23 protein-coding genes are annotated in these 26,556 nt (G+C 30.0%); 20 read left to right on the top strand and 3 right to left on the bottom strand.

Annotated features, from left to right (window positions below; genetic code table 11):
• Position 1: 1 nt before the first annotated feature.
• On the bottom strand, positions 2-391 hold the full coding sequence (locus PZA12_RS23380) for a response regulator (RefSeq protein ID WP_077838597.1): 390 nt from the start codon (positions 389-391) through the stop codon (positions 2-4).
• A 547-nt stretch (positions 392-938) separates the two neighbouring features.
• Between PZA12_RS23380 and PZA12_RS23375 the strand changes: the two genes are divergently transcribed.
• From PZA12_RS23375 to PZA12_RS23290, 18 genes are all read left to right on the top strand, one after another.
• Entirely contained in the window at positions 939-1,283 is a 345-nt protein-coding gene (locus PZA12_RS23375; protein WP_077842021.1) for a phenylpyruvate tautomerase MIF-related protein, read from the top strand.
• A 101-nt stretch (positions 1,284-1,384) separates the two neighbouring features.
• The gene (locus tag PZA12_RS23370) at positions 1,385-2,182 is read left to right on the top strand and encodes a carbon-nitrogen family hydrolase (protein WP_103698057.1); all 798 of its coding nucleotides are present in this window, start codon (positions 1,385-1,387) and stop codon (positions 2,180-2,182) included.
• 23 nt (positions 2,183-2,205) lie between these two features.
• A complete protein-coding gene (locus PZA12_RS23365; protein WP_242984818.1) occupies positions 2,206-3,234 on the top strand; it encodes a CPBP family intramembrane glutamic endopeptidase in 1,029 nt (342 codons plus the stop codon).
• A 50-nt stretch (positions 3,235-3,284) separates the two neighbouring features.
• Positions 3,285-4,472 carry an amidohydrolase gene (locus tag PZA12_RS23360; protein ID WP_023977003.1) on the top strand — a complete coding sequence of 396 codons (1,188 nt, stop codon included), beginning with the start codon at positions 3,285-3,287 and terminating at the stop codon, positions 4,470-4,472.
• A 300-nt stretch (positions 4,473-4,772) separates the two neighbouring features.
• Positions 4,773-6,536 (top strand): sensor domain-containing diguanylate cyclase/phosphohydrolase, encoded by a 1,764-nt coding sequence (locus PZA12_RS23355; protein WP_023977002.1) that lies wholly within the window; start codon positions 4,773-4,775, stop codon positions 6,534-6,536.
• A 185-nt stretch (positions 6,537-6,721) separates the two neighbouring features.
• Positions 6,722-7,447 (top strand): MurR/RpiR family transcriptional regulator, encoded by a 726-nt coding sequence (locus PZA12_RS23350; RefSeq protein ID WP_031276441.1) that lies wholly within the window; start codon positions 6,722-6,724, stop codon positions 7,445-7,447.
• Between the two features lie 240 nt (positions 7,448-7,687).
• Positions 7,688-9,283: a PTS transporter subunit EIIC gene (locus PZA12_RS23345; protein WP_103698055.1), complete on the top strand. Its 1,596-nt coding sequence runs from the start codon at positions 7,688-7,690 to the stop codon at positions 9,281-9,283.
• 21 nt (positions 9,284-9,304) lie between these two features.
• Complete coding sequence (locus PZA12_RS23340; RefSeq protein ID WP_103698054.1) at positions 9,305-10,633, top strand: 6-phospho-alpha-glucosidase; 1,329 nt, start codon at positions 9,305-9,307, stop codon at positions 10,631-10,633.
• Between the two features lie 8 nt (positions 10,634-10,641).
• On the top strand, positions 10,642-11,127 hold the full coding sequence (locus PZA12_RS23335) for a PTS sugar transporter subunit IIA (protein ID WP_103698053.1): 486 nt from the start codon (positions 10,642-10,644) through the stop codon (positions 11,125-11,127).
• Positions 11,128-11,394: 267 nt separating this feature from the next.
• A complete protein-coding gene (locus PZA12_RS23330) occupies positions 11,395-11,661 on the top strand; it encodes a metal-sensing transcriptional repressor (RefSeq protein ID WP_012060955.1) in 267 nt (88 codons plus the stop codon).
• A gap of 153 nt (positions 11,662-11,814) precedes the next feature.
• Entirely contained in the window at positions 11,815-14,244 is a 2,430-nt protein-coding gene (locus PZA12_RS23325; RefSeq protein WP_103698052.1) for a heavy metal translocating P-type ATPase, read from the top strand.
• A gap of 149 nt (positions 14,245-14,393) precedes the next feature.
• Positions 14,394-14,600 (top strand): heavy-metal-associated domain-containing protein, encoded by a 207-nt coding sequence (locus PZA12_RS23320; RefSeq protein WP_103698051.1) that lies wholly within the window; start codon positions 14,394-14,396, stop codon positions 14,598-14,600.
• Positions 14,601-15,002: 402 nt separating this feature from the next.
• Positions 15,003-15,947, top strand: a complete 945-nt coding sequence (locus PZA12_RS23315) for an IS110 family transposase (RefSeq protein WP_245160066.1) — start codon at positions 15,003-15,005, stop codon at positions 15,945-15,947.
• Complete coding sequence (locus PZA12_RS23310; protein WP_103699435.1) at positions 15,944-16,243, top strand: hypothetical protein; 300 nt, start codon at positions 15,944-15,946, stop codon at positions 16,241-16,243. The genes PZA12_RS23315 and PZA12_RS23310 overlap by 4 nt, the downstream gene beginning before the upstream one ends.
• Positions 16,244-16,640: 397 nt before the next feature.
• Positions 16,641-17,474, top strand: a complete 834-nt coding sequence (locus PZA12_RS23305; RefSeq protein ID WP_077838608.1) for a transporter substrate-binding domain-containing protein — start codon at positions 16,641-16,643, stop codon at positions 17,472-17,474.
• A gap of 499 nt (positions 17,475-17,973) precedes the next feature.
• Positions 17,974-18,942, top strand: a complete 969-nt coding sequence (locus tag PZA12_RS23300; RefSeq protein WP_103698788.1) for an SIS domain-containing protein — start codon at positions 17,974-17,976, stop codon at positions 18,940-18,942.
• The gene (locus PZA12_RS23295; protein ID WP_338481396.1) at positions 18,936-19,811 is read left to right on the top strand and encodes a fructoselysine 6-kinase; all 876 of its coding nucleotides are present in this window, start codon (positions 18,936-18,938) and stop codon (positions 19,809-19,811) included. Before PZA12_RS23300 ends, PZA12_RS23295 begins: the two co-directional genes overlap by 7 nt.
• A 178-nt stretch (positions 19,812-19,989) precedes the next feature.
• Positions 19,990-20,721: a GntR family transcriptional regulator gene (locus PZA12_RS23290; protein ID WP_103698790.1), complete on the top strand. Its 732-nt coding sequence runs from the start codon at positions 19,990-19,992 to the stop codon at positions 20,719-20,721.
• Between the two features lie 538 nt (positions 20,722-21,259).
• On the opposite strand, the gene PZA12_RS23285 is transcribed toward PZA12_RS23290, so the two are convergent.
• Positions 21,260-22,471 carry an alanyl-tRNA editing protein gene (locus PZA12_RS23285; protein WP_103698791.1) on the bottom strand — a complete coding sequence of 404 codons (1,212 nt, stop codon included), beginning with the start codon at positions 22,469-22,471 and terminating at the stop codon, positions 21,260-21,262.
• A gap of 300 nt (positions 22,472-22,771) precedes the next feature.
• On the opposite strand from PZA12_RS23285, the gene PZA12_RS23280 reads away from it, so the two are divergent.
• Positions 22,772-23,293: a putative ABC transporter permease gene (locus PZA12_RS23280; protein WP_103698792.1), complete on the top strand. Its 522-nt coding sequence runs from the start codon at positions 22,772-22,774 to the stop codon at positions 23,291-23,293.
• A 105-nt stretch (positions 23,294-23,398) separates the two neighbouring features.
• Here PZA12_RS23280 and PZA12_RS23275 read toward each other — a convergent pair whose 3' ends face one another.
• Positions 23,399-24,589: a pyridoxal phosphate-dependent aminotransferase gene (locus PZA12_RS23275; RefSeq protein ID WP_103698793.1), complete on the bottom strand. Its 1,191-nt coding sequence runs from the start codon at positions 24,587-24,589 to the stop codon at positions 23,399-23,401.
• A gap of 685 nt (positions 24,590-25,274) precedes the next feature.
• On the opposite strand from PZA12_RS23275, the gene PZA12_RS23270 reads away from it, so the two are divergent.
• Complete coding sequence (locus PZA12_RS23270) at positions 25,275-26,537, top strand: methyl-accepting chemotaxis protein (protein WP_103698794.1); 1,263 nt, start codon at positions 25,275-25,277, stop codon at positions 26,535-26,537.
• Positions 26,538-26,556 lie beyond the last annotated feature (19 nt).

Here is a 26,556-nt window from a genome sequence, read left to right as displayed (position 1 = left end):
ATCATAAACGTTGTAAGGTGCTCGTGATTTTGGAAATTATATCATCATAATTAAATGGTTTAGTAATGAAATCAGCAGCACCTTTAGCCAACGCTTTATCATAGTATTCTTTATCGTTTTCAGCAGAGATCATAATTATAGATAGTTCACTATCATCTTTTATAAGATTTAGTTCATCTATAATTTGAAGTCCATCAACAAATGGCATCCTAAAGTCTAATAGTATCAAATTAGGTTTATATGTAGAATATAATCTTAAAATTTCTCTAGAATCGGTTAATGTTTTTATGTTCTTATAACCAGATATGTTAAGCATTCTTTCAAGTAGTAAAACATTAGCAATATTATCATCAACTATCAAAATTTTTGACATTGATTTATCGACATTCATAATTTAATCCCCTCTCAAAAAAACTTAAAAGTCAACACCTAAATACTTACAAAATTAATACCTACTATGAATAATATAACATATTTTAGAAAAAAGTTTAACCAAATTTTAGTTTTTTCTTATAATTATTTCATTAACAAATATTGAAATAGATATGAGATTAATAAATAAAGTTCAACACTAAAAAAATAAGAGAAGTGATGAATATATACAAAAGGAATAAATTACATATTTAAAATATATACATACTATATTTAGAAGATAAGACGTTAGAATATTTATAGTATTCCTAAGTTAATATAGTATCTTTATAAAACTTAAGAAAGGTGAATCAAACATAGTAGAAAGGTCGAGTACAAGATGTGATATAATTAAAACTAAATAATCAATTTTTAATGTGGTATTTATTGTAGTAATAGAAATGAATGTGATATTAGGAATTATGATATAAATTAAGTATGTACTTGCAAATAATAATCAAATATATAGAATTATGGTATAATTTAGTATATTTATATATGTATATGTAGAAAGGAGATAACAAGAGATGCCATTTATAGGATCAAAAGTTAGTGTGAAAATTTCAAAGGAAAAAGAGGAAATTATAAAGAAAAAATTAGGGGAAGCAATAAAATTGATTCCAGGAAAAAGTGAAACCTTTTTGATGGTAGGCTTCGAAGATGACTACTCATTATATTTCGGAGGAGAAAAATTAGAAAAGGGTGCATTTATAGAAGTAAAGATATTTGGAAAATCAAGTAAGGATGCATATGATGCTTTAACAGCAGAAATTTGTAACATATATGAAAAGGAATTAAACATACCTCAAGATAAGGTATATGTTAAGTATGAAGAAGTTGAAAATTGGGGATGGAATGGAAAGAATTTTTAACCACGGTTGATAATTAGATATAGACGACCTAAAGTAAAGGGTACTCTGATGTAACAATGCACATAGTATCCTTTATTTATAAATATTGAAGGAGGTACAACTTGATTATAGGAATTGCGCAGATGGATATAGTCTGGGAGAATATTAACAAAAACATGAAGAAAGCTGAAGAATTTATTGAAAAAGCTTCAAAAAATAAGGTTGATTTAATCTTATTTCCTGAGATGGCTTTAACGGGTTTTACTATGGATATAAGCAAGCTTGTATTATCTGAAGATGAAATAATAAAATGGATTGGAAAAAAGGCTAAGGATAATAATATAAATATAGGAATTGGTGTTGCGGTAAAAAGTGATAAAATGGGTAGTAATAAATATATTATTCTATCAAGAGAAGGGAAATGCTTAACTAAATATACGAAAATACATCCATTTTCCTACAGTGGTGAGGATGATAAATATCATAAAGGAGATAAGATACTCACATGTGAGATTGATGGATTTAAAATAGCTCCATTTATTTGCTATGATCTAAGGTTCCCAGAAATATTTCAAATAGCATCTAAAGAAGCGCAAATAATAACTATAGCGGCTAATTGGCCTAAAGAAAGAGAAAAACATTGGATAACTTTATTGAAGGCGCGGGCCATAGAAAACCAATGCTATATAATAGGGATAAATAGAGTAGGAATTGGAAATGATCTTCATTATAATGGAAAATCAATTTTTGTAAGTCCAGATGGTGATATACTTAATGAAATAAGTGAGAAAGAAACATTAATTATAAAAGAGTTAGAAATAGATATGATAAAAGCAGTTAAAGAAAAGTTTGATATAAAGAAGGATAGAAGAGAAGATTTATATGAGGCTATAAGTAATTGCAATTTTATTTTACACTAAAGTAATGAATGGTAGGTAAAGCTATGATAAATGATTTTCAAGAAGAAATTGAATATAGAAAGCTCGCATTAAAAAAGGATATTAAAAAAAGCGGCGAAAACTGTGCAAGGATACTTCTTGCGTTAGTATTGTCAACATATGGATTGGTGTTCATAATGACATTTTCTATAAAATTTATAGGACCAATGATAGGATTTAATGTGGTAACTAATCTAAAGGAAAATATGATATTAGGACTTTCAAGTGACGCATATAATTTTTTTGCTGGATATTTTACATGTATAGTTGGGGATCTTATAGCAATTCTAATAGCAATAAAAACTATAAAGGTGAAATTTAGGCAAGAAATATTTTCAAAGAATAAGTCAAATAAGATGTTTGTATTGTTAGGAGCAACTTCTTGTATAGGAGTAGGAATGATTTCAAGCATGGTATATATGATATACTCAACAATTTTTAAGATTTTAGGATTAAACATTCCACAGCCAGATTTTAGTTTCCCTAAACAAAACACTTTTTTAATATTATTTTTAATATATGTATGTTTAGTGGGACCAATTTTAGAAGAAATTATATTTAGGGGATTTATACTAAGAAGCATGCAGAAATATGGGAATCTAACTGCAATGATTGTTTCTTCAATTCTTTTTTCCATGTTTCATCTAAACCTAGTTCAATTCATAAATCCAATACTTATGGGAATTGTTTTAGCATTTATTGCAATTAAATCAAAATCTATTATACCGTCGATGATAGCTCATATATTTAATAATACGATAACTTTTGCTACAACAGGAATATCTTTATTAAAGATGCCTATATTGGAGTATACATTTGGAACTTTGTACTTTTTAGTTGGTGTAGCTGCATTATTGCTATTTATTAGTAAGTATAAAAGCGAATTTTTAGAAATAGTAAAAGAGGATACAAGAATATTAAAAACTCACCAGAAAGTAAGATATTCTTTTAGTGGAGCATGGTCGAGGGCTTATATAGTATTCTATATAATATTTATCGTTGTAACTATGGCAGCAACTAATTTAGCAAAGTAGCCTATTATAAAGGGCAAAATGTTATTTTATGAATTTAAAGGGGGATTAATATGACAAATAAAATATTGTTATCTATAATAGAGAATTTAAATGATGAGCTTATAGAAGTATATAGAAAACTACATGAGAATCCAGAATTGTCTAATGAGGAATATAAAACTACACAACTGATAAAAGATTTGCTAAAAAGAGCAGATATAGATATTCTTGATTTACCTTTGGATACAGGCCTTGTAGCACAGGTAAAAGGAAATCCTAATGGTCCTGTCGTCGCTATCAGATGTGATATAGATGCATTACCAATCAAAGAAGAGACAAGTCTCTGTTATAAGTCTAAAGTTGATGGTATGATGCATGCTTGTGGTCATGATTTTCATATGGCGGTGATTTTAGGTGCAGCATATTTAGTTAAAAAGCATCAAGGGTCATTAATAGGAACAGTAAAATTTATATTTCAGCCGGGTGAAGAAAGTGCGGATGGAGCTAAAAAAATTTTGGAGACAGGTGTTTTAGATGATGTGGATGCAATTTTTGGAATACACAATGTTTCAGATTCAGAAGTTGGAATAATGGGAATAAAAACTGGAGCAATGACAGCTGCTGTCGATAGGTTTGAAATAAATATTACAGGGATTGGTAGCCATGCTGCTAAGCCGGAAAAAGGAATAGATCCAATTATAATTGCCAGTAACATAGTTACATCACTTCAAACAATTATCAGTCGTAATATAGGTCCAACAGAAAAAGCGCTATTAAGTGTGACTCATATAGAAGGAGGAAATACTTGGAATGTAATTCCAGAATCAGCATATCTTGAGGGCACAGTAAGAACATTAGATGAGAATATACGTCAATTAATAGCTAAGAGAATGAATGAAATGGTATCAGGAATAGCACAATCTTTTGGTGGAAGTGCAGAGCTTATTTGGCATTCAGGTTCTCCGGCAACAAATAATACTGAAGAATGGGTAGAGTTTAGTACTAAAATTGGAAAACGAGCTGGATATGATGTTAGAAGAATATCTATGGGTCTAGAGGGTGAAGATTTTGCGTATTATCAAAGAAAAATACCAGGTGCATTTATAATTGTAGGAACAGGAAAATCTTATGCGCACCATCACCCGGAATATAAAGTTGATGAGAAGGCAATTTTAAATAGTTCGAAATATTTTGCACAACTAGCAGAAGGTGCTTTAAAAGAGATAATAGATAAGAAATATAAACATAAGATTAAGTAGATAAAGGTACTTAATTTAAATATTTATTTTGTAATATAGTAAAGAATTAAAAGTTTTAAAGCTACATTACTAGTGATTAAGTTTAATAAAGAAATTGAATTTCAATTTTTAAAATAAGTCCCTAACAAATGATTGCAATGATTGAAAGAAATTACAAAGTGTGATAAGTTGGTTGTAATTAGTAAAATTTGAGGAAATAGTTGCATAAATATTCCAAATAGTTTATTAGAGATTATTATGATGAATCATTTCTGAGAATTATTACGGCAGATTGGAATTCAAAGGAGGGAAAATGAGGAGATGGAGTACAAGCTATTTAAATCATTAGCAGATAATCTTCCACAGCCTATATGGATAAAAGACCTTGAATTGAGATTTATATATGTAAATAAAGAATACAAAGCTATATATAAAGATATAAATAAAGAATTTATTGGAAAAAATGATGCAGAGATATTTGATGGTGTTGTAAGAGAGGAATGTATTAAATATTGCAATCAAGTTATAAACTCCTTAAAGCCATTAACTGAAGAAGGGTACCTTGATGGAAAGCGCAGAAAAATTACTATAGTTCCGCTAATTGATGAGGGAAAAGTATTTGCTGTAGCTGGCATATATGCAAATTTAGATATTATAAAAGAAAAAGATAAGATTATAGAGAAACAAGAAAACATATTAAAAGTTGTAATGGATACACTTCCAGGAAGAGTATTTTTTAAAGATAAAGAAGGCAGATATGTATATGTAAATAAGCAATTTGATGAATTCTATAATAAGGATGGTATAGGAGAAGTAGTAGGAAAGACAAATATTGATATACATCCAACGGAAGAATTGGCTGCAAAATATTCAAGAGAAGATAATGAAGTAATAAAAAATAAAAGAAGTATAAAAGCTGAAACAATACTTTACTCAGGAGATGGAGAGGAAATATATACAGAAGCAGTAAAAGTACCTGTAATCGATAAGAATGGTGATGTTTCAGGTGTTGTAGGATTAGTATTAGATATAACTGAGAAAAAAGAAGCAGAGAAAAAATTAAGACAATTAAGCTTTACTGATATTTTAACAGGTTTATACAATAGAACATATTTTGAAGAAAAAGTGAAAGAGTTCCAAGGTGAAGAGTATCTTCCGGTAGGAGTAATAATGGGGGATGCCAATGGACTAAAATTAGTAAATGATACGCTAGGTCATGATCAAGGCGATGAACTTTTAAGATTAATAGCCCAAGCACTTAAAGATGTATGTGGTGAAAAACAGTTGATTTTCAGAACTGGTGGAGATGAATTCGTAATTTTAAGTAAAAATACAACTGAACAGGAATGTGAAATCATTATTAAAAATATATTTGATCGTTGCAAAATGTATAAGCACGATTTAATCAATGTGAGCATATCTTTAGGTGCATCAGTAGCGGATAGCTTGAATAAGAGTATATATCAAGCATTAAAAGAAGCAGATGATAAGGTATATAGGCAAAAGTTGCTACAAAAAACCAGTCTTAATAGTTCTATAATGTATTCTCTGCAAATGGGGTTAGAAGCCAAGAGTCTGGAAACTGAAGAACATACAGATAGAGTATTAGAAAATTCTATTGCGATAGGAGAAAAGTTATCGCTTCCAATGTCGGTAATGGATGAGCTAACAATAGTTGCTAAGCTTCATGATATAGGGAAAATAGGAATAAATGAAGAAATATTACTTAAGAAGGGTGAGTTAACAGAAGATGAGTTTGAAGTAGTGAAAACTCATACAGAAAAGGGATATAGGATAGTAAAAGCCTCAAATCAACTAGATAATGTAGCAAAAGGTGTTTTAGCTCATCATGAGAGATGGGATGGAAATGGCTATCCGCTTAAATTAGAGGGAGAGAAAATACCACTGGTATCTAGAATTGTTAGTGTCGCAGATTCGTATGATGCTATGACGAACAATGGCATTTATAAGAAATGTTTGAATAAAGAAGAAGCAATTGAAGAATTAAAAAGATGTTCAGGGAAGCAATTTGATCCAATTATAGTTAAGGCATTTATAGAATACTTAGAAGAAATTGAGGAATAATAAAATCTATTGGGAATTTATAATAAGAGAGAAGATATTCATGATGTGAGATATAAGTAACTTAATGAAAGCTGCAATTTTTGATTACAATCCCTACGTTAAGGGATTTTTTTATGTATTCATTAAGTAATAAAGATATAAGTATGATATCATATGAAGTAATTACATTATATTGGAGGTGTGATATGAAATTTGATATTTATAAAATAGCTGATAATTACAAGCTCTCAGAAACAGAGAGACAGGTTTTGCAATACATATTAACTAATATTGATTCTGTTTTAACTAAAGGTGTAAGAGATGTTGCAACAATTAATTATACATCGGCGGCAACAATAATAAAGCTATCAAAGAAGCTAGGTTATACAGGCTATGTCGATATGATATATCGACTAAACTTCATAGTAAAAAATCATCAAAACAATCAAGAACATACCTCTGATATTACTAGCTTCATATCAGAAATTGAAAATAAGAAAATAGAAGATTTCATTTCTATGATAATTAAACATAGAGAAGATATAATTTTCATAACAGCCACTGGATTCTCTGATTCGATTGCAGATTTCTTTTGGAGAAAGATGTTAGTGCTTGGGTTTAAATGCATTAAAACAAATTCTTATGGAGTATATGACAGCAATCAAATAGGAGGCGCCTTAGTTATTGGAATATCTAAAAGTGGAGAAACGGAAAGTATAACAAAAGTGATTGATTATGCATCAAAAAATCAATTGGATATTATAACTTTTACTGGTAAGCCAGAGAATCACATGGCTAAAAAGGCAACCTTAAATTTTATGATATTGGATGATAAAGAATTAGATGATAGAAATCTTACCGCGAACTATTTTTATGCTAGGGTAATGATTGTAATGGAATATTTGCTAGATAAGGTAATGAGTAATTTATAAAATATAGATATCCAAACTAGTCATACTCATGTGGAAACTTACCGAAATTATATATATAAAGCTATCTCAAGGTTAACTAATGAGATAGCTTTTTTGTGTGTAAAGGTAAACATGTTTACTTTTGAGTCAACATGTTGCTGAAACGTTTAAAACTATTAACAATATCTATTAATAATGATATCCTATTCTCACAGGTAATTACCCAAAGAAAATTATAAAATAGTGAAGGGGAATATTTAAATGAAAGATAAGATTTTAAATAGTATGCAGAAATTTGCCAAAGCTATGATTGGACCGGTCTTATTCTTACCTATTGTAGGTATGTTGATTGCATTAACAGCAGTTTTCACTAATACAACGTTTGTAAAAGAAGGCGGAGCAATTTGGGTAACAGGAAAATTCTTTAATGGAATGTTATCACCGATTATGGGGAACTTAAGCATTTTGTTTTGTGTCGGAATAGCGATGGGGATGTCAAAGAAGAAAAAAGCGGAAGCAGCATTCATTTCTATTATGTCATATATTCTATTTTTAGGTGCGAATAGTAAGTGGTTAGAGCTATCTGGAAAAATAATTAAAGGTGATACAGCATCAGCTTTATATGGAACTGGGCAGACAATTCAACTAGGATTTCATGTTACAGATATGGGAGTATTTCTAGGAATGATTCTAGGAGTGCTAGTAGCTATAGTTCATAACAAATATATAGAGAAAGAATTTAGTGGCGCTATGGCTCCGTATGGTAATAGTAAATTTGTATTAGTTATCATGATTCCTGTAGTAGCTATATTAAGTATTGGTACTACATATGTATGGCCTACAATAGCTGCTGGAATCACAGCTCTTACTGGATTTATGAGTTCAGCAGGGGCAGCTGGAGTGTTTGTTTATGGATTTTTAAATAGATTCTTAGTTCCAACAGGATTACATCATTTAATCTGGTCTCCATTCTTATATTCAGCAGTTGGTGATCAGATGATAATAAATGGCCAAAATGTAATTGGAGCAAAACCAGTTTTCTTAGCATTGCTTAATGATTCAACAATCTCTATTATGCCTGATTCAGCAAGATTTTTAACATATGGATTAGTTAAAACTTTTGGTGTAATTGGAGTTGCCTTAGCATTTTACTTCACTGCTAAAAAAGCAAAGCGTAGTAATTTAAAGGCACAATTAATACCATCAACTTTAACAGCAGTAATTGCAGGTATTACAGAACCATTAGAATTCACATTTATTTTCGCGGCACCATTATTATGGTTTGTTTATTCAGTGATTGATGGATTATTCCAAATGTTTGTATACCTATTAAATGTAAGAGTATGTGCAACTAATGGAATATTAGATTTTCTAGTAATAAACTTGCCAGCGGGTATAGGCAAAACTCATTGGCCTGTGTATATATTAGTAGGATTAGTTGAAATAGTTGTGATTTTTCTAGTATTCAAATTTATGATTGAGAAGATGAATTTAAGAACACCTGGAAGAGAAGAGAATGATACAGATGCTGTAATTGATTTAAATGAGAATGCAGCAAAAGTTAAGCAAGATATGAAATCAGCAAATAAAAATAATAATAAAGCTAATAACGATGATGAAAAAGCGTTAACAATAATTAGAGCATTAGGTGGAAAAGCAAATATAGTAACAGTAGAAAATTGTTTTTCAAGACTTAGAGTGGATGTTATAGATAACACCTTAATTGATGAAGAAGCTTTAAAAGGAACAGGCGCAGCAGGTGTTGTGAAAAAGGGAAACAATATACAAGTTGTATATGGCCTTTCAATTAATAAAATTAGAACAATAGTAGATGAAGCATTAGACAGAGCAGAATAAAATGAAGGAGGAATTATTAAAATGAAAGAATTTAAATTAGTAATAGTAGGCGGAGGAAGCACATATACACCAGGGATTGTAAAGAGTTTACTTTCAAAGAAAGAGGATTTTAAAATATCAGAATTAAGATTATATGATATAAATGCGGAACGTCAAAATAAAGTAGGAGTGATAGTAAAGAAAGTAGTAGAAATGTTTGATCCAGATGTAAAGCTTGTTCTTACAACTGATCCAGAAGAAGGATTTAAGGATGCAGATTTTGTTTTCGCTCAAATGCGTGTTGGGTTATATAAGATGAGAGAACAAGATGAAAAAATTCCACTAAAATATGATGTGGTTGGTCAAGAAACATGTGGTCCTGGAGGATTAGCATATGGATTAAGAACAATATATCCTATGGTTGAAATGATAGATTTTTGTGAAAAATATGCAAATAAAAATTATTGGATTGTTAATTATTCTAATCCAGCAGCTATTGTAGCAAAAGCTATGTATAAGCTAAGACCAAATGCAAGGATTTTAAATATATGTGATATGCCAGTTGCAATTATGAGAAATATGGCTAATATCTTAGATTGTGATAGACATGATATAGAAGCAGATTATTTTGGATTAAATCACTTTGGGTGGTTTACAAAAATTAGAGTTAGTGGTGAAGATAAAACTGAGGAGTTAAAAGCATATGTAAAGGAACATGGTTATATTCCTCCAGATTCAAGAAGTGAAGTAAGACATAATGATGCATCATGGCTTCATACATTTGATAATGCTAAACACATAATGCAAATGTTCCCTAAATATCTTCCAAATACGTATATGCAATATTATCTTTTAGGAGATAGAATTGTAAAAGAAGCAGATAAAAATCATACTAGAGCTAATGAAGTAATGGAAGGAAGAGAGAAGAAGATATTTGATGCTGTAGATCAATATAATGCTACAGGGCAAATTGATCTTACACAATTCTTTACTGGAGTGCATGGAGAATTTATTGTTGAAGTTGCTATGAGCTTAGCTTTTGATTTAAGAAAGAGACACTTAGTTATGGTAGAAAATAATGGGGCAATAAAAAACTTACCTGACGATGCTATGGTAGAAGTGCCTGCATATATAACTAAAGATGGGCCAGAACCAGTACGTGTAGGAGAAATCCCAACTTTCTATAAAGGAATAATTGAACAACAAGAAGCATCAGAAAAACTTGTAGTTGAAGCTGCTATTGAAGGATCATATGAAAAAGCACTTATGGCATTTACCATGAATAAAACAATTCCATCTGCATTTGTAGCAAAACAGATTTTAGATGATATGATTGAAGCTAATAAAGAATATTGGCCAGAATTGAAGTAGGATAGAGAATGTTTAAAAATATATTAAAAAGAAACAAAAATAAATTATTATATGCTTTTACAGATGGAGTTAGCGTAGATATAAGTGAAGTTAAAGATGAAGTGTTTTCTCAGAAAATGATGGGTGAAGGTATTGCTATTAAACCAAGTATTAATAAAATATTTTCACCATGTGATGGGACTATTGTTACAATAATGAAGGAAAGCAAGCATGCAATAGGAATAAGAACAGAGGATGGAATAGAAATTCTAATTCACGTGGGACTTGACACTGTAAATTTGAAAGGTGAAGGCTTTAACTTGCATTGTGAAGAAGAAAAATACGTGAAAAAAGGCGAGTTACTTTTAGAATTCGATAAAGAACTCCTAAAAGAAAAAGGAATAGAAGATATAACAATGCTTATTATTCCAAATTTAAATGATCATGAAATTCTAAATTTTCATATAGGAGAAATTATGAAAGTTAAAGAAAGCCCCATAATTGAATATAAATAGATATTTACAGAAATAAGCTTCATTTTATATGGAGCTTATTTTTTTAGCAAATTCTACGTTAAAGCCAGCATTTTATCTTATCACGGCATTAGGGGAATGTGAAGTTAAGTGCTTAGAATAAAAAAATGAGTATTCAAGGTGAGTATAAGAATAGATAGAAGAGCAAGATAACCGTAAGAATATATTAGAAATAATATTGACAAAATAATTTATTAATATATAATGAAATTAATAAGACCCCCCTACACAGGGGGAGGGGAGGAAGAAATGAGCGAAGAAAGAAAAAAAGCATTGCAATCTTTAAAAACAGCTAAGGGTCAAATAGAAGGAATAATAAAAATGATTGAAGATGATAGATATTGCATAGATGTTGCAAATCAATTGATGGCAGTTCAATCTTTAATAAAAAAAGCAGATTTAATGATTTTGCAAGGTCATTTACGCCATTGCGTAAAAGAAGCTTGTTATAACAACAATCCAGATGAGAAAATAGAAGAATTTAATAAAGTTCTAGAGAAGTTACTTTCAAAATAAAACTGATTATTAAGAGCTGATAATATTAAATAAAATATAAAAGCATTATTTAATTAGTTAAATATAGAGAACAAGTTGCAAATTGATTAGTAAAGTTAAAATGAACTTAATGTAAGTTTTAAAGTATATGCTAAATAAGTAAAGAGGTGAAGTATGAATAAAAAAGCATTTAAAATTGAAGGAATGACATGCTCAGCATGTGCAAATAGAGTTGAAAGATTTGTTAAAAAGTTAGAAGGCGTAAATAGTGCAAGTGTTAACTTTGCAGCAGAAACACTGAATGTAGAGTTTGATGAAAACAAACTTAATAATGAAAATATAGAAGCAACCGTAGTTAAAGCCGGTTACGGTGTTAAGAAGAATATGAAGACTTATACTTTTAAAGTTGAAGGAATGACATGTTCAGCGTGTGCAAGTAGAGTTGAGAGAGTTACTAAAAAGCTTAATGGAGTTCAAGATTCTGTTGTTAATTTAGCAACAGAAAAGTTGACTATAAATATAGATGAAGATGAAATTGGATATAGTGAAATTAAAACTGCCGTAGATAAAGCAGGGTATAAGCTAATTAAGGAAGAAGAGCAAGTTCAAGAAAAGAAAAAACTAGAGGCAAGTCAATTGTTATTAAGGAGATTTATTGCATCTCTAATATTTGCAATTCCGCTTTTAGTAATAACTATGGGACATATGTTAGGTATGCCTCTTCCATATATTATTGATTCTATGATGAATCCATTAAATTTTGCTGTGATTCAATTAGTATTAACAATACCTGTAATGATAGCTGGATATAAGTTTTATCTAATTGGTATAAAGAATTTATTTAAACTAAGTCCTAATATGGATTCGTTGATAGCTATAAGTACTTTAGCAGCTGTTTTATATGGAATATTTGGAATTTATAAAATACAAATAGGTGAAACTGAATATGCTATGCACTTATATTTTGAGTCAGCAGCAGTCATTTTAACTTTAATAACGCTTGGAAAATATCTGGAGGCAGTTTCAAAAGGAAGAACATCACAAGCTATTAAAGCACTAATGGGGTTAGCACCTAAAACTGCAACAATAATAAGAAATAATGCTGAAATTACAATACCTATAGAAGAAGTAATTGTTGGTGATATAGTATTAGTTAAACCAGGTGAAAAGGTACCTGTAGATGGGGAAATTATTGATGGTAGTACATCTATTGATGAATCAATGCTTACAGGAGAAAGTATTCCAGTAGAAAAGATAGTAGGAAGCAGCGTAATTGGAGCAAGTATCAATAAAACTGGATTTATAAAGTATAAAGCAACTAAGGTTGGAAAAGATACTGCTCTTGCGCAAATAGTTAGGTTAGTTGAAGAAGCACAAGGATCTAAAGCTCCAATAGCTAAACTTGCAGATGTTATATCAGCATATTTTGTGCCAATAGTTATAATGCTAGCAATAATAGCCTCAATAGGATGGTTAATTTCAGGAGAAACAACAATATTCTCTCTAACAATATTTATTGCAGTACTAGTTATAGCTTGTCCATGTGCATTAGGTCTTGCAACTCCAACTGCAATAATGGTTGGAACAGGTAAAGGTGCAGAGAATGGTGTGTTAATTAAAGGTGGAGAAGCATTAGAAACTACTCATAGTATAAAAACTATTGTATTTGATAAAACTGGGACTATAACAGAAGGAAAACCAGTAGTTACAGATATAATAACAAATGGAATTTCAGAAGATGAGATATTAATTTTAGCTGCAAGTAGTGAGAAAGGTTCAGAGCATCCGTTAGGAGAAGCAATTGTTAAAGAAGCAAATGACAAGAACTTGGAACTTAAAGAAATTCAACAATTCAATGCAATTCCAGGACATGGAATAGAAGTTAAGATAGAAGAAAAAAATATTTTACTTGGAAATAAAAAGTTAATGATAGAAAAAAATATTGATATTGCTATGTTAGCAGATGAAAGTGATAGATTAGCAGCTGAAGGTAAGACTCCTATGTATGTAGCAGTTGATAATACTTTAAGTGGAATAGTAGCTGTTGCAGATACTGTTAAGCCAAGTAGCAAAAAAGCTATAGAGGCTCTTCATAACATGGGAATAAAGGTAGCTATGATTACTGGAGATAACAAAAAAACTGCAGATGCAATAGCAAAACAAGTTGGAATTGATATAGTGCTAGCTGAAGTGTTGCCTGAAGACAAGGCTAATGAAGTCAAAAAGCTTCAAGGAGAGAACATGAAGGTAGCTATGGTTGGGGATGGAATAAATGACGCACCAGCATTAGCTCAATCTAATGTTGGAATTGCTATAGGATCAGGTACTGATGTCGCAATAGAATCAGCAGATATAGTTCTTATGAAAAGTGATTTGATGGATGTTATAACAGCAATAAAACTAAGTAAAGCAACCATTAAAAATATAAAACAAAATTTATTCTGGGCATTTGGATATAACGTACTAGGTATACCAGTTGCCATGGGAATACTTCATGTATTTGGAGGTCCATTATTAAATCCTATGATAGCAGCTGCAGCGATGAGCTTAAGTTCTGTTTCAGTACTTACAAATGCATTAAGGCTTAAAAATTTTAAAGCCTGATCAATAAGATATGATGATAAGCAAAAATAGCATATTAGGACATTTCTTAGGTAGTAGATAATTGTATCTAGATGCTTGAAGAAATTTATTTCAAATATCTATATTTTGATTTCTAAATTTTAATCATTAATAAACGGGAGGTAATAAATATGAAAAAGAAAATATTAATTGAAGGAATGAGTTGTGAACATTGTGTTGCTCACGTAAAGGAAGCACTAGAAAATTTGGATAAGGTAACTTCAGTTGAAGTTAGGCTTAAGGATAATTGTGCAATAGTTGAAACTGAAAATAGTAATGAAGAAATAAAAGAAGCTATTGAAGAAGAAGGCTATGATGTAGTTAAAATAGAAGAATAAAAGTACACAATATTCCTTTAATAAATTTGGGTAAATGCAAAGTTTCTGGATTTAAGGAATTAAAAGAATAAATTAAACAGTTCTTATAAATAGTTAACAATAATGATTTATTTTTCATGTTGTTAACTATTTTTTATTGTTTAGGAACCGCCCATGAAGGCAAAGCCTTCACAAAGTATAATGAAAATTAAGTGGTTTCTGTTAACAAATGGATAACCTTGTCAATAATATAGAAAGGTGAGGAAGTAAGCCGTTGTACTTTCTGGTAGCAAGAACTCCTTTTAGGAAACTGGCTACGGTAATTTTGAGCACAAAGTATTGTGTCTAGAGCACGTGTAGGAAATTTTTTTTTGATAAGTAATTACTGTTGAACTCACTGAATTTATTATGGAGAAGGTAGGAATGGAAGCAATAATTGAAAGGTGTGCAGGTATAGATGTGCACGAAAGAACAGTAGTAGTATGTGTTTTAAAGGGTGATTTAAAGAAAAAACCGGAAAAGGAAATAGAGACATTTAATACTACGACTACAGATTTGTTAAAACTTTTAGATTGGATTGAAGAAAGAGGCTGTACGCAAGTAGCAATGGAAAGCACAGGCGTATACTGGAAGCCTGTCTGGAATGTATTAGAATCAGGTGATTTTGAAATTATACTTGCAAATGCTAGACATATAAAGAATCTTCCAGGAAGAAAGACCGACGTGAAAGACGCAGAATGGATAGCTCAATTATTGAGAAGTGGATTAATTAATAAGAGTTTTGTACCAGATGCACATATAAGAGATCTTAGAGATATAACAAGATATAGGAAGAAAATACTATACGAACTTAATAGAGAGAAGAATAGGATTCATAAAATTCTAGAGGATTGTAATATAAAGATTTCAAGTTATATTTCAGATATATTTGGAGATACAGGACGAAAAATATTAAATAAAATCATTAATCAAGAAGAAATTAGAATGACAGACTTAATTGAGATATCAAATGGTAGAGGTAAAGCAAGTATAAGAAAGAAACTAGGAGAAATAAAAGAGGCTGTAAACGGAAAAATAAGAAACCATCATTTGACAATGATAAAATACAGCTATGATCACATTAGGTTTTTAGAAGAACAAGTAGTCCATATAGAAAAAGAAATAGGTGAATATATAGAGCCATATTTTGAAGAAGTAGAGATAATAGATACTATACCAGGTATAAACAAGAATGCAGCATCAGTAATAATAGCAGAGATTGGAACTGATATGAGTTATTTCCCAACAGATAAGCATCTAACATCATGGGCAGGCCTAAGTCCTGGAAATTGTGAAAGCGCAGGTAAAAAAAAAGAAGTAAAACAATGAATGGAGATAAAGCATTAAAAAGTGTAATGTGTGAATGTGCTTGGGCAGCAAGCATGAGTAAGGATACTAGATTATCAATATGCTATAAGCGATGGGTGAAAAGAATGGGAAAGAAAAAAGCCACAATAGCATTAGCAAGTTTAATGTTAAGAATATGCTATCAATTGTTAAAGGAAAGAAAAAACTATATAGAATATGGTACTATTTATTTAGATAAACTTAGAGAAAAAAGAGAAGAAAGTATGATAAAAATTCTAAAGTCAAAAGGCTATAATATAGAAAAAATCAATAAGTAAAAGAAACAAATAATTTAATATAAGGCTTGGACTAGCCTAAAATAGGCTAGTTTAGTTTCCTATTGTCAAATTTAGAGAAAGTGCTGTGAATTTAATTTTCGTAGGAAAGTATAGAATTTTTTGATTTTGAAAGTGAGTGATATCAATGGTTATAAGGATATTCGCCTGTAAAAAATGGTATCAAGAAAGAGCGTGGCGCAGCCACTTTTGTTCTTGATTTGAGTATCTGTTTAATGATTGTAGAAAAAGTAATAGGAATAAAAAATACTATTACTTATTAATACGTATTAAAACATCATTATAATGTATTGACATTTTTGCTTTATAGCAATATTATTCAATTAGTAGCAAAATACTAAAGAATAATACTTCGATAAAATTTAAAGGGGGACAATATATGAAAAAATTTTTATTAAAAAAATTAATAGTAGTTGTGGCAATTAGCAGTATAGCAGTTGGAATTATAGGATGTAGTAGTAACACTAATAGTTCTAGCAAAAATTCAGATGTTAAGTCATCATCATTAAGTGATATAAAATCAAAAGGCAAAATTGTAGTTGGAACGAGTGCCGATTACCCACCATATGAATTTCACAAAGAAATAGATGGTAAGGATCAAATTGTAGGTATTGATGTAAGTATTGCAAAAGAAGTTGCTAAAGATTTAGGTGTAGAGCTTGAAATTAAGGATATGGATTTTGATGGACTTCTTGTATCGCTTCAGGCAGGAAAATCCGATTTAGTATTTGCTGCAATGAATCCAACTGATGAAAGAAGAGAAAATGCTGATTTTTCAGATATATACAATAAAGAGAAAAATATATTTATAGTAAGAAAAGGTGAAGCGGATTCAATAAAATCAATGGATGATTTGAAAAATAAGAAAATTGGGGTTCAAAAGGGATCAGTTCAAGAAGGCTTAGTAAAAGATAACTTACCAAGTGCGGAAGTGAAAGGATTAGGAAAAGCTACTGACTTAGTACTTGATTTAAAGAACAAAAAGGTTGATGCAATATTACTTGATTCACCAGTGGCTAAATTTAATTGCGATAAAAACAATGATATAGAATTGACTTCTGTAACTATTGAGGCGCAAGAAGATGGAGCAGCGATAGCAATGAGAAAAGGTTCGACTGAATTGCAAACAGAAATCAACAAAACAATAAAAAGATTAAAGGATGAAGGAAAAATTGATGAATTTGTTGTAGAAGCAAATAAGTTAATGGATTAGGTCCGAATAAAGTTTGATTATTTACATAATTATTGGTGTAAGGAAATTATTGATACCTTACATCAATAATTTTATATTTTAAAGGGAGAAGCTTTTGTAATAGGTCAATCAGGTTCGAGAAAAAGTATCTATATAATAGGCTCAAATAATTGACGAATAATATTTCTAGCAAATTACACTGTTTAAGCAGAAAATATATACTTACTATTTAAGTTCAAAATAAGTTGCATAACATTATATAATACGTTATAATACGTATTTATAAGTTCGATTAAGAAAAATATTTATTCCAAGATTACTAGCAACGTTATTATGATACAGTTACGCAAGGTAAAAAGAGATAAATCGCTTATTAGTTACAGTAAGTAATGTACTTATTAAAAAAGTAAAAATGCTATATGCTTATACATTACTATTTGGGTTAATGATCGTAAGCATTTGACAATGTAAAAAATATAAATTCGTAGAATGAGATTATAAATATATAGGAGGAATAACAATGAATATTAGAGAAATCGTAGGGAAAATTAGATCAAGTAAGGAAGACGGAATAAAGGAAGTGTTCTTAGTAGCATGTGGTGGGTCTTTAGTAGATATGTATGCATCACAATATTTTTTACAAAGTGAAGCAAGAGAATTAAGGGCTTTATCATATACGAGCAATGAATTTGTACATGCGACACCAAAATCATTAGGAAAAAGTTCGGTAGTAATAGTATGCTCACATGGTGGAAATACGCCTGAAACGGTTGAAGCAGCTAAAGTAGCTAAAGAGAAAGGTGCAGCAACTATAACATTAACGCATAATAAGAATGCAGATTTAATTAAGTATGCGGATTATAATATCCTTTACGAATGGGGAAATGATACAAGCGTAGAAGATAATCCAATGGCAATAATTCTAAATATAGCAGTTGAAATATTAAATCAAACAGAAATTTATGAAGGGTATAATAAATTTATGGAAGGTTTAAAGATCGTAAATGATGTTGTAAAAAGGGGTCAAGGCTTAGTTGCAGAAAGAGCAAAGAGATATGCAGAAAAATATAAAGATGAGCCAATAACATATGTATTAGGAAGCGGGGCATCATATGGTCATGCTTATGGATTCTCAATATGTTCACTAATGGAAATGCAATGGATGAATGCATCAGCAGTTCACTCAGGGGAATATTTCCATGGACCATTTGAAGTAACTGATAAAGAAACATTATATTTATTATTAATGAATGAAGGTAGAACTAGAGAATTAGATGAAAGAGCACTTAAATTCTTAAATAAATATGGTGCAAAAGTTGAAGTTGTGGATTGTAAGGAACTTGGAATCAGTGTAATTGATAGTTCAGTAGTTGAATTTTTTAATCCTATAGTATTCTATAGCATTTTATGTGTGTATAGAGGAGAATTAGCAAAAATAAGAAACCATGATTTAGATACTAGAAGGTATATGGGAAAAGTTGAATATTAAAATATTTTAGCATAGGAGAAGATAATATGGTAAAAGTTATTGGGTTAGGAGATAACGTTGTAGATAAATATGAACATATTAGAACTATGTATCCAGGCGGAAATGCTTTAAACTTTGCTGCCTATGCAAAAAAAATAGGAGCAAGTTCAGCATTTTTAGGAGCATTTGGATCAGATGCTGAAGCAGAACATGTTCAAAATACAATTCATGAGATTGGATTAGATATTTCAAAGTGCAGACATTTTAATGGAGAAAATGGATGCGCAAGAGTAACTTTAGAAGATGGTGATAGAGTTTTTCTAGGAAGCAATGAAGGTGGAGTTTTAAGAGAAAATGGTTTGAATCTTACACAAGATGATTTAGATTATATTAAAACTTTTGACTTATTACATGCAGGTTTATACGGATATACGGAGCCAGAACTTGATAAAATAAGAGCATTAAGCATACCAATATCTTTTGATTTCTCTGATGATTTTACAATTGAAGAAGTTGAAAGAATTGCTCCTAAAGTAGATTTTAGCTTCTTCTCATGTAGTCATTTAAAGACTGATGAAATGCTTAATCTAATAATGAAAGCTCATAAGCTTGGAAGTGAAATAGTAGTAGTTACTATGGGAGAAAAGGGAGCATTGCTATATGATGGAACTAATTTCCATGCACAAGAGCCTCAGCTTGTTGAAGCTGTAGATACAATGGGAGCAGGAGATTCATTCATAACAGCATTCTTAGTAAATTACATAAGCAAAATTAAAGAAAATGAATTGGATAGGGAAACTATAATTAAAGAAAGTCTAAATGAGGGTGCTATATTTTCAGCTAAAACATGTCTAGTAGAAGGCTCATTTGGATATGGTAAAAAATATTAATTAAAGGTATAGTGGCTGTTGAATGGTGATTATTTAATGACTAATATTCAACAGCTGCTTTAAGATTACTTTAATAAATCAAAGAATTGATATTATCATAACAATAGATTAATTGAAGTTTCAAAAATGTTGTGATAGTATATAGTTAATATTATAGATGTTTAAAAGGAGTCTTTATATGCTAATACAAGATAATATTATTCCTTTATATCAACAATTAGCGGATATTATACGTAATTCAATAACGAGCGGAGAATTAAAATATGGAGATAAGATTCCAACAGAAGTTGAGTTAAGTGAAAAATATAATGTTAGTAGAATAACAGTACGTGCGGCTATAAATGAATTAGTTGAGTCAGGTTTTCTTATAAAAAAACAAGGAAAAGGAACATTTGTAAGTAAGCCAAAAGTTCAGAGGAAAATTGAATATTTATCTAGTTTTACTGCTGCCTGTGAGGCTAGTGGATTAAAAGTAACTAATGAAATCATTAAAAGAGAGGTAATGGAGCCCAAAATAGAAGATAAGAGAGATTTAGAACTAGATGATGATGATAAGTTAATATATATTCAAAGAGTTAGATTTGCAGGTGGAGATCCATTAATGCTAGAAAATAACTATTTTTCTTTTAAGAGGTTTAATTTTTTACTAACAGAAGATTTAAGTGGTTCACTATATGAATTATTAAGAGATAAATATGATATAAATCCATCTGATTCACCTAACTCAGGAAATGATTGCACCACAATAGAAATTGCAAAAGCCATGGATGAAGAGGCTGGGTTATTAATGGTGCAAAAGGGTGAACCCTTGTTTTATATAAAGACTGTTATTTATGATGATAAGAATAGACCGGTACATATAGGAAAACAGTATGTTATAGGCGAAAGATATAAATTCGTAATATCATAGTATATAAATTCTTAAATGTAAAATATTGAGAAGTACTATATACCTCAAGTTATATATAAAGACCGAAAGAAAGGTCATGCATTTGTTCCAGGTTGCTGGAGTATTTAGCTGTGAATTTCCAATAGCAAAAATTGCACCATTCCTGCATGCTCCCGAGGCAAGCTCGTGACAAGCAAAAATGGAACAACTTCTACTAAGGAAATATCTACAGCTAAATACTCAATGCAACACTTCCACAAAAGTATGACCTTTCTTTTTGGTATATACTACAATTAAAATTATATGTTTGGATTTTGGTTCGGTATCTAGGTGCGAAATAATTAGAAATCAATATGGTGGATTGTGATTCTTAGAGTAGAAGTTGTTCCAAATGTGCTTGTTCGAAGCTGTGCTTTGAGGCTAGCACTTTGGGTACAACTTATGCTCTTAGAACACTTAAGCAAAATCTTCAAAGAACCGAAACAAACGCATATTCCATTTCGAAGGTTTAGCAGTAAACTTAAAATTTCCTCATACTGTAAGTATTTTTATATTTCACCTAGTTCGCAACACCTATAATTTGAGATACTTTATTAAATGCATAGTCCATTGCGCTTTCTAAATTTGAATTGTTTTTCCCTGCTCCTTGAGCTTGGAAAGGACTCCCGCCGCCTTTTCCATCAATAAGAGATATAGCATCTTTTAAAAGTTCATTCATTTTGATATCTTTAATGTCTTTGGAACAAGCAAATAATAGATTTACTTTTTCATCAGATTTTACTGCCATTAGAGCTATTGTGCTCTCATTTTCGATAAGCTTAGAAGTAAGGTTATTCACATACTTTAGGTTTTCACCATCAAATATCTGTTTAATTACTTTAACATTATTTATCTTAGCTGCATTTTCAAGAATTTCCTTAACTTGATATTTAGCTAGTAAAATGTTAAGATTTTTATTTGTTTCATTGGCTTCGCGAAGACTTTGATTTAAGTTCTTTATACCATTTATAGCTTCATTTTCATTACAACTTAAATATCTACATATAGAAGTTTGAAATTCATCTTTCTTAAAAGAATCAGAAATGGCACGTTCGCCAGCTAGAAATTCTATTCTTGTTCCTTCTTTATGTTTCTCGAATTTTTTTATTTTAATAAGTCTTAGATCAAGAGTAGATGCAGGGTGAAGTCCGCAGCAAGCATTAATATCAAAATCTCCTATTTTTACGACTCTAATATCTTCTTCGGTATTTGGAAGAGCACGTCTAAGGGATAATTTTTTAAGTTCAGCTTTAGTTGGAACAAAAGATTCTACAGGTACGGCATCCCCTATAACTTTGTTAGCAAGTCTTTCTGCTTCTCTAACTTGTTCTTCAGTTAAAACACCATAAATATCGACTGTACTTATATCAGAACCTAGGTGAATAGCAAAAGTATTAGCGTTGAAAAGGTTGAAAAAAGATCCTGATAAAACATGTTGACCTAAATGCTGATGCATACCATCTTGTCTTCTATCCCAGTCAATTGAACATTTAACTTTATGTATTTTGAGTGGCTTCTTTTCAACCACGTGATAAACAATTTCCTCTTTTTCGTATACATCAATAACTCTTTGATCTTCTAGAGTTCCAATATCACAGCTTTGACCTCCACCGCCTGGGAAAAATGCTGTTTTATCCAATATAACATGAAATTTATTATCAATTTCTTTTATATCAATAATTTCAGCAGTAAATTCTTTAAGGTATCGATTATCATAATATAATTTTTCCATATGTAAATTAGCCTCCTAAAATATAATAATATCTAAGGCTCAGCTATAAATAATTTTTATAGTTTGTTTAACCTGAGTCTAAGAAAAGTTCAATAATACTATTATAGCAGATAGTTTATTAATATTGCATTTTTAAGAATTAAGAAATAGGTACAAAATTTCCTTAAAGATTATTATTACCCTATAGTAGAAGTTTTTTACGGGATAAAAGAGTTAAGCCCTACAAATAATAGTAATAACTTTAGGTGTACAAAAAGATATATGTCTTTTTTGCCTTGATATTTAGAAGAGGTGATTAATATGAATGTAGTATTTTATCTGGTATTTAATTTTATATTTTATTCATTTATAGGGTGGATATTAGAGGAAGGTTATAGCTTTTCAACTACAAAAAAATTTCAAGAAGATGGTTTTTTAATAGGACCACTTAAGCCTATGTATGGAACAGCAGTTACGTTTCTTATAATATGCAATGAATTGTTAGACATTTCTGGAATTCCATTAATATTATTATGTTTTTTGATACCAACGACAGTAGAGTATATAAGTGGATATATACTTAAACACTATTTTAACAAGGTATATTGGGATTACTCTGAATTTAGATATAATATTCATGGATTTGTCACTCTTAGATTCTCTATATATTGGATGGTGCTTAGTCTTATTGGCCTTTATTATTTGCAACCTAGCTTGTACGAGTTATATATGGAGAATATGAAGATTATTAATGTATCTGTAATTTTAGGAGCAGCTATATTATTAATAGATCTATACATAACTGTAAAGAAATTAGCATATGAGAAGCTTAGAATGATATAGTGATTTTCTTGGAAAGATAAAAGATAATAGAAATCATCCTTTTGTAAAAAATAGATATAAATATTATCTGAGAAATATTTATATCTACTTAAATTACAGACTATATTATTTTAAATTGTATAGAGAAGCTAACTTATCAAAAGCAGGCAAAGATTTTTTTATTTTCTCATATGAAGTGCAGTAAGCTAATCTTACATGCCCAGGGCATCCAAATGAAGATCCTGGAACAAGTAATAAATTAAATTGTTTTGCATCTTCGCAGAACTTTTTATCATCAGGAATTGGTGATTTTGGAAATAAGTAAAATGCACCTTGTGGTTTAACGCAAGTGAAACCAAGAGAAATTAAGTGATTATATAAAAGATCACGATTTTTCTTATAAATATTTACATCCACTTCAGCATCTAAGGATTTTGCAATTACTCTTTGGAATAAAGAAGGAGCATTTACAAAGCCTAAAATTCTAGTTGCAATATTTAGTGAAGCCATCATATCTGTAAAATCAGCCATAGATGAGTTAGCAACTACATAACCAATACGTTCACCAGGCAAAGATAAAGATTTACTATAAGAGTATCCAATAAAAGTATTATTATAATATTTTAAGATACAAGGGACTTCAATATCATCATAAACAATTTCTCTATATGGTTCATCAGAGATTAAATATATTGATGTATTAAATTCTTCTTGCTTATTATTAAGTAACGTTGCTAAGTCTTTTATTACTTTTTCTGAGTAAATAACACCAGTAGGATTGTTTGGATTGTTTATTATTAAAGCTTTTGTTCTAGAAGTAATAACTTCACTTAAAGCCTTTAAGTCAGGTTCAAAAGTTTCAGTATTTGTAGGACAAGTCACTAGCTTGCCATCAAAGTTTTTTACATAGTTCCCGTATTCCCCAAAGTAAGGAGAAAAAGTAATAACCTCGTCATCTGGATTTAATATAGATTTTAGAATTATATTTAATCCACCTGCAGCCCCACAAGTCATAACAATATTATCTTTAGAAAGTTCTAAGTTATGTTTTCTGTTTATAAAATCACTTATACTCGTTCTAACATCCTCATAGCCAGAATTATTCATATAACCATGTACTAAATTTGGCGTTTCTTCATTTAAAATTTCAAAGATAACTTCCTTTACTTTACTTGGAGGTTCAACATTTGGATTCCCTATACTATAATCAAAAACATTTTCTTCACCATATATTTCTGATAATCTTTTTCCTTCTTCAAACATAGCTCTTATAATGGAATTATTTGCAACAAGAGATTTCATTTTATTTGATATCATTTCTAGCCCCCCGATTTACATTTAAATTTTATTCTAATTTTTGAAAGTGCATTCAATTTGATTGATATATATAGTTTATCACATTTTGTAATAATAATTAATAACACAGTGATTTATTTAGGAATATATTACAATTAAATTTACATAATTTTAGTTTTAATTTGGAACTCAACTTGTAAGATTTATGTATATATGTTTCAAAAATAAACCTTCATCATAATTCTAAAAATATTACAAAAGTTTTACCCGAAATTGTGAATTGTGCAATGTGCATTGTGAATTTCAATATATAAAGTTATTTCTAAAATATAATATGTATCTTAGTGAACGCTTAGAAATTATATTATATGTTGCAATATTAATTTAAGTTTATTGAAACTTAAATTAACGTTAAACTTTAATCAATATGGTTGAAAATGAAAAAAGCGCATGATATGCTAATAGGTGTACAAAAAAGTAGAAATTTTACATTAATTATTGAAATATGGTAGAACGATTACAGTGTAGCATAGTTACTATAGATTAATATAAGATTATATTGATTAACCAGTAGTATTGACTATGTTCAGAGAATCTTTTGGGCATTAGGTAATTATAGTCGTTAAAAATCAAAGTATATATGATTTTAATAAAATTAAGTATAAGTATTAATTAGATGACAAAGTAGAAAGAAGGGGTGTTTTATATGAACGAAGACAAAAAAATTAGTTTATTACAGTCTGTTGGGGTAAAAATTTTCTCTGGATATTTCATAATGGTATTAGTTGGAATTGGGATAGGAATAGGCATAAAGACTAGCACAACGCTTACAGCTATAGCAGTAGGAATTGCCATTATATTAGGAGTTATATTTGTAGTTACTACATTAGGAAAAATAATTACACCACTACATAAAATAAAGCAGTTAGCAGAACGAATGAGCGAATATGATATTTCAACTAATATTACAATTACAAGAAAAGATGAATTTGGGTTTATAGGACAAGCTCTAAATAAAGCTCAAGATAATTTAAGGCATATGATAGAAGTATGTGCAGATAACGCAACAAATGTGTCTGCTTTAAGTGAAGAAGCATCTGCTGTTGTTCAAGAAATATCAAGTAGTTTGGAAAATATAAATCTAGAGTTTGAAAAAATCGATTCAAAAACACAAGATAATAGTAGCAATGTTGAAGAAGTATATGCATCAATTCAACAAGTAAATGCCAATATGGACGAATTAGAAGCACAAGCGGAAAAAGGTAATGATAATTCAAATGGTATAAAGGAAAGAGCTAAGGCTGTAGAAAAAAATAGCAAAAGAGCAATTGAAAATACAGCACTTGTATATAGCCAAAAGGAAGAACATATAAAGAAAGCAATAGAAGAATCAAAGGTAGTAGAAGAGATAAAAGTAATGGCGGACTCAATAGCTAGTATAGCAGAGCAAACTAATTTGTTAGCATTGAATGCAGCAATTGAGGCTGCTAGAGCGGGTGAATCAGGTAAGGGGTTTGCAGTTGTTGCGGAGGAAGTGAGAAAGCTTGCAGAGGAGTCAGCATCATCTGTAATTACTATACAAAATACTATAGAAAGAGTAGAAAAAGCATTTAATAATCTTTCAGAGAATAGTAAAGAAATAATTGGTTTTATTAAAACTAATGTAAAAGAAGATTTAGAAGGATACGGAAGTATCGCTTTACAATATACTAAAGATGGTGAGTTTGTAAGTGCAATGTCTAAAAAGATAGCCGAGATGTCTGAACATGTAAATGCATCAATTGAACAGGTTAGTGCAGCTATATCAAATACTGCAAAAAATTCTGAGGAGGTTTCCGGTAGTACATATAGCATACAACAGGGAATAGACGATACATCAACTGCTATGAAACAAGTAGTTGAAACAATAAGTAAGGAAGCTATTAAGGCAGAAGAACTAAGCAGTATTATTTCAAAGTTCAAACTATAGGATATATAATATAATGCAC

The organism is Clostridium beijerinckii, from assembly GCF_036699995.1.
Classification (GTDB): Bacteria; Bacillota; Clostridia; order Clostridiales; family Clostridiaceae; genus Clostridium; species Clostridium helianthi.
The sequence above is the reverse complement of the archived record's forward strand: the minus strand, read 5'-3'. Positions and strand labels throughout refer to the sequence as shown.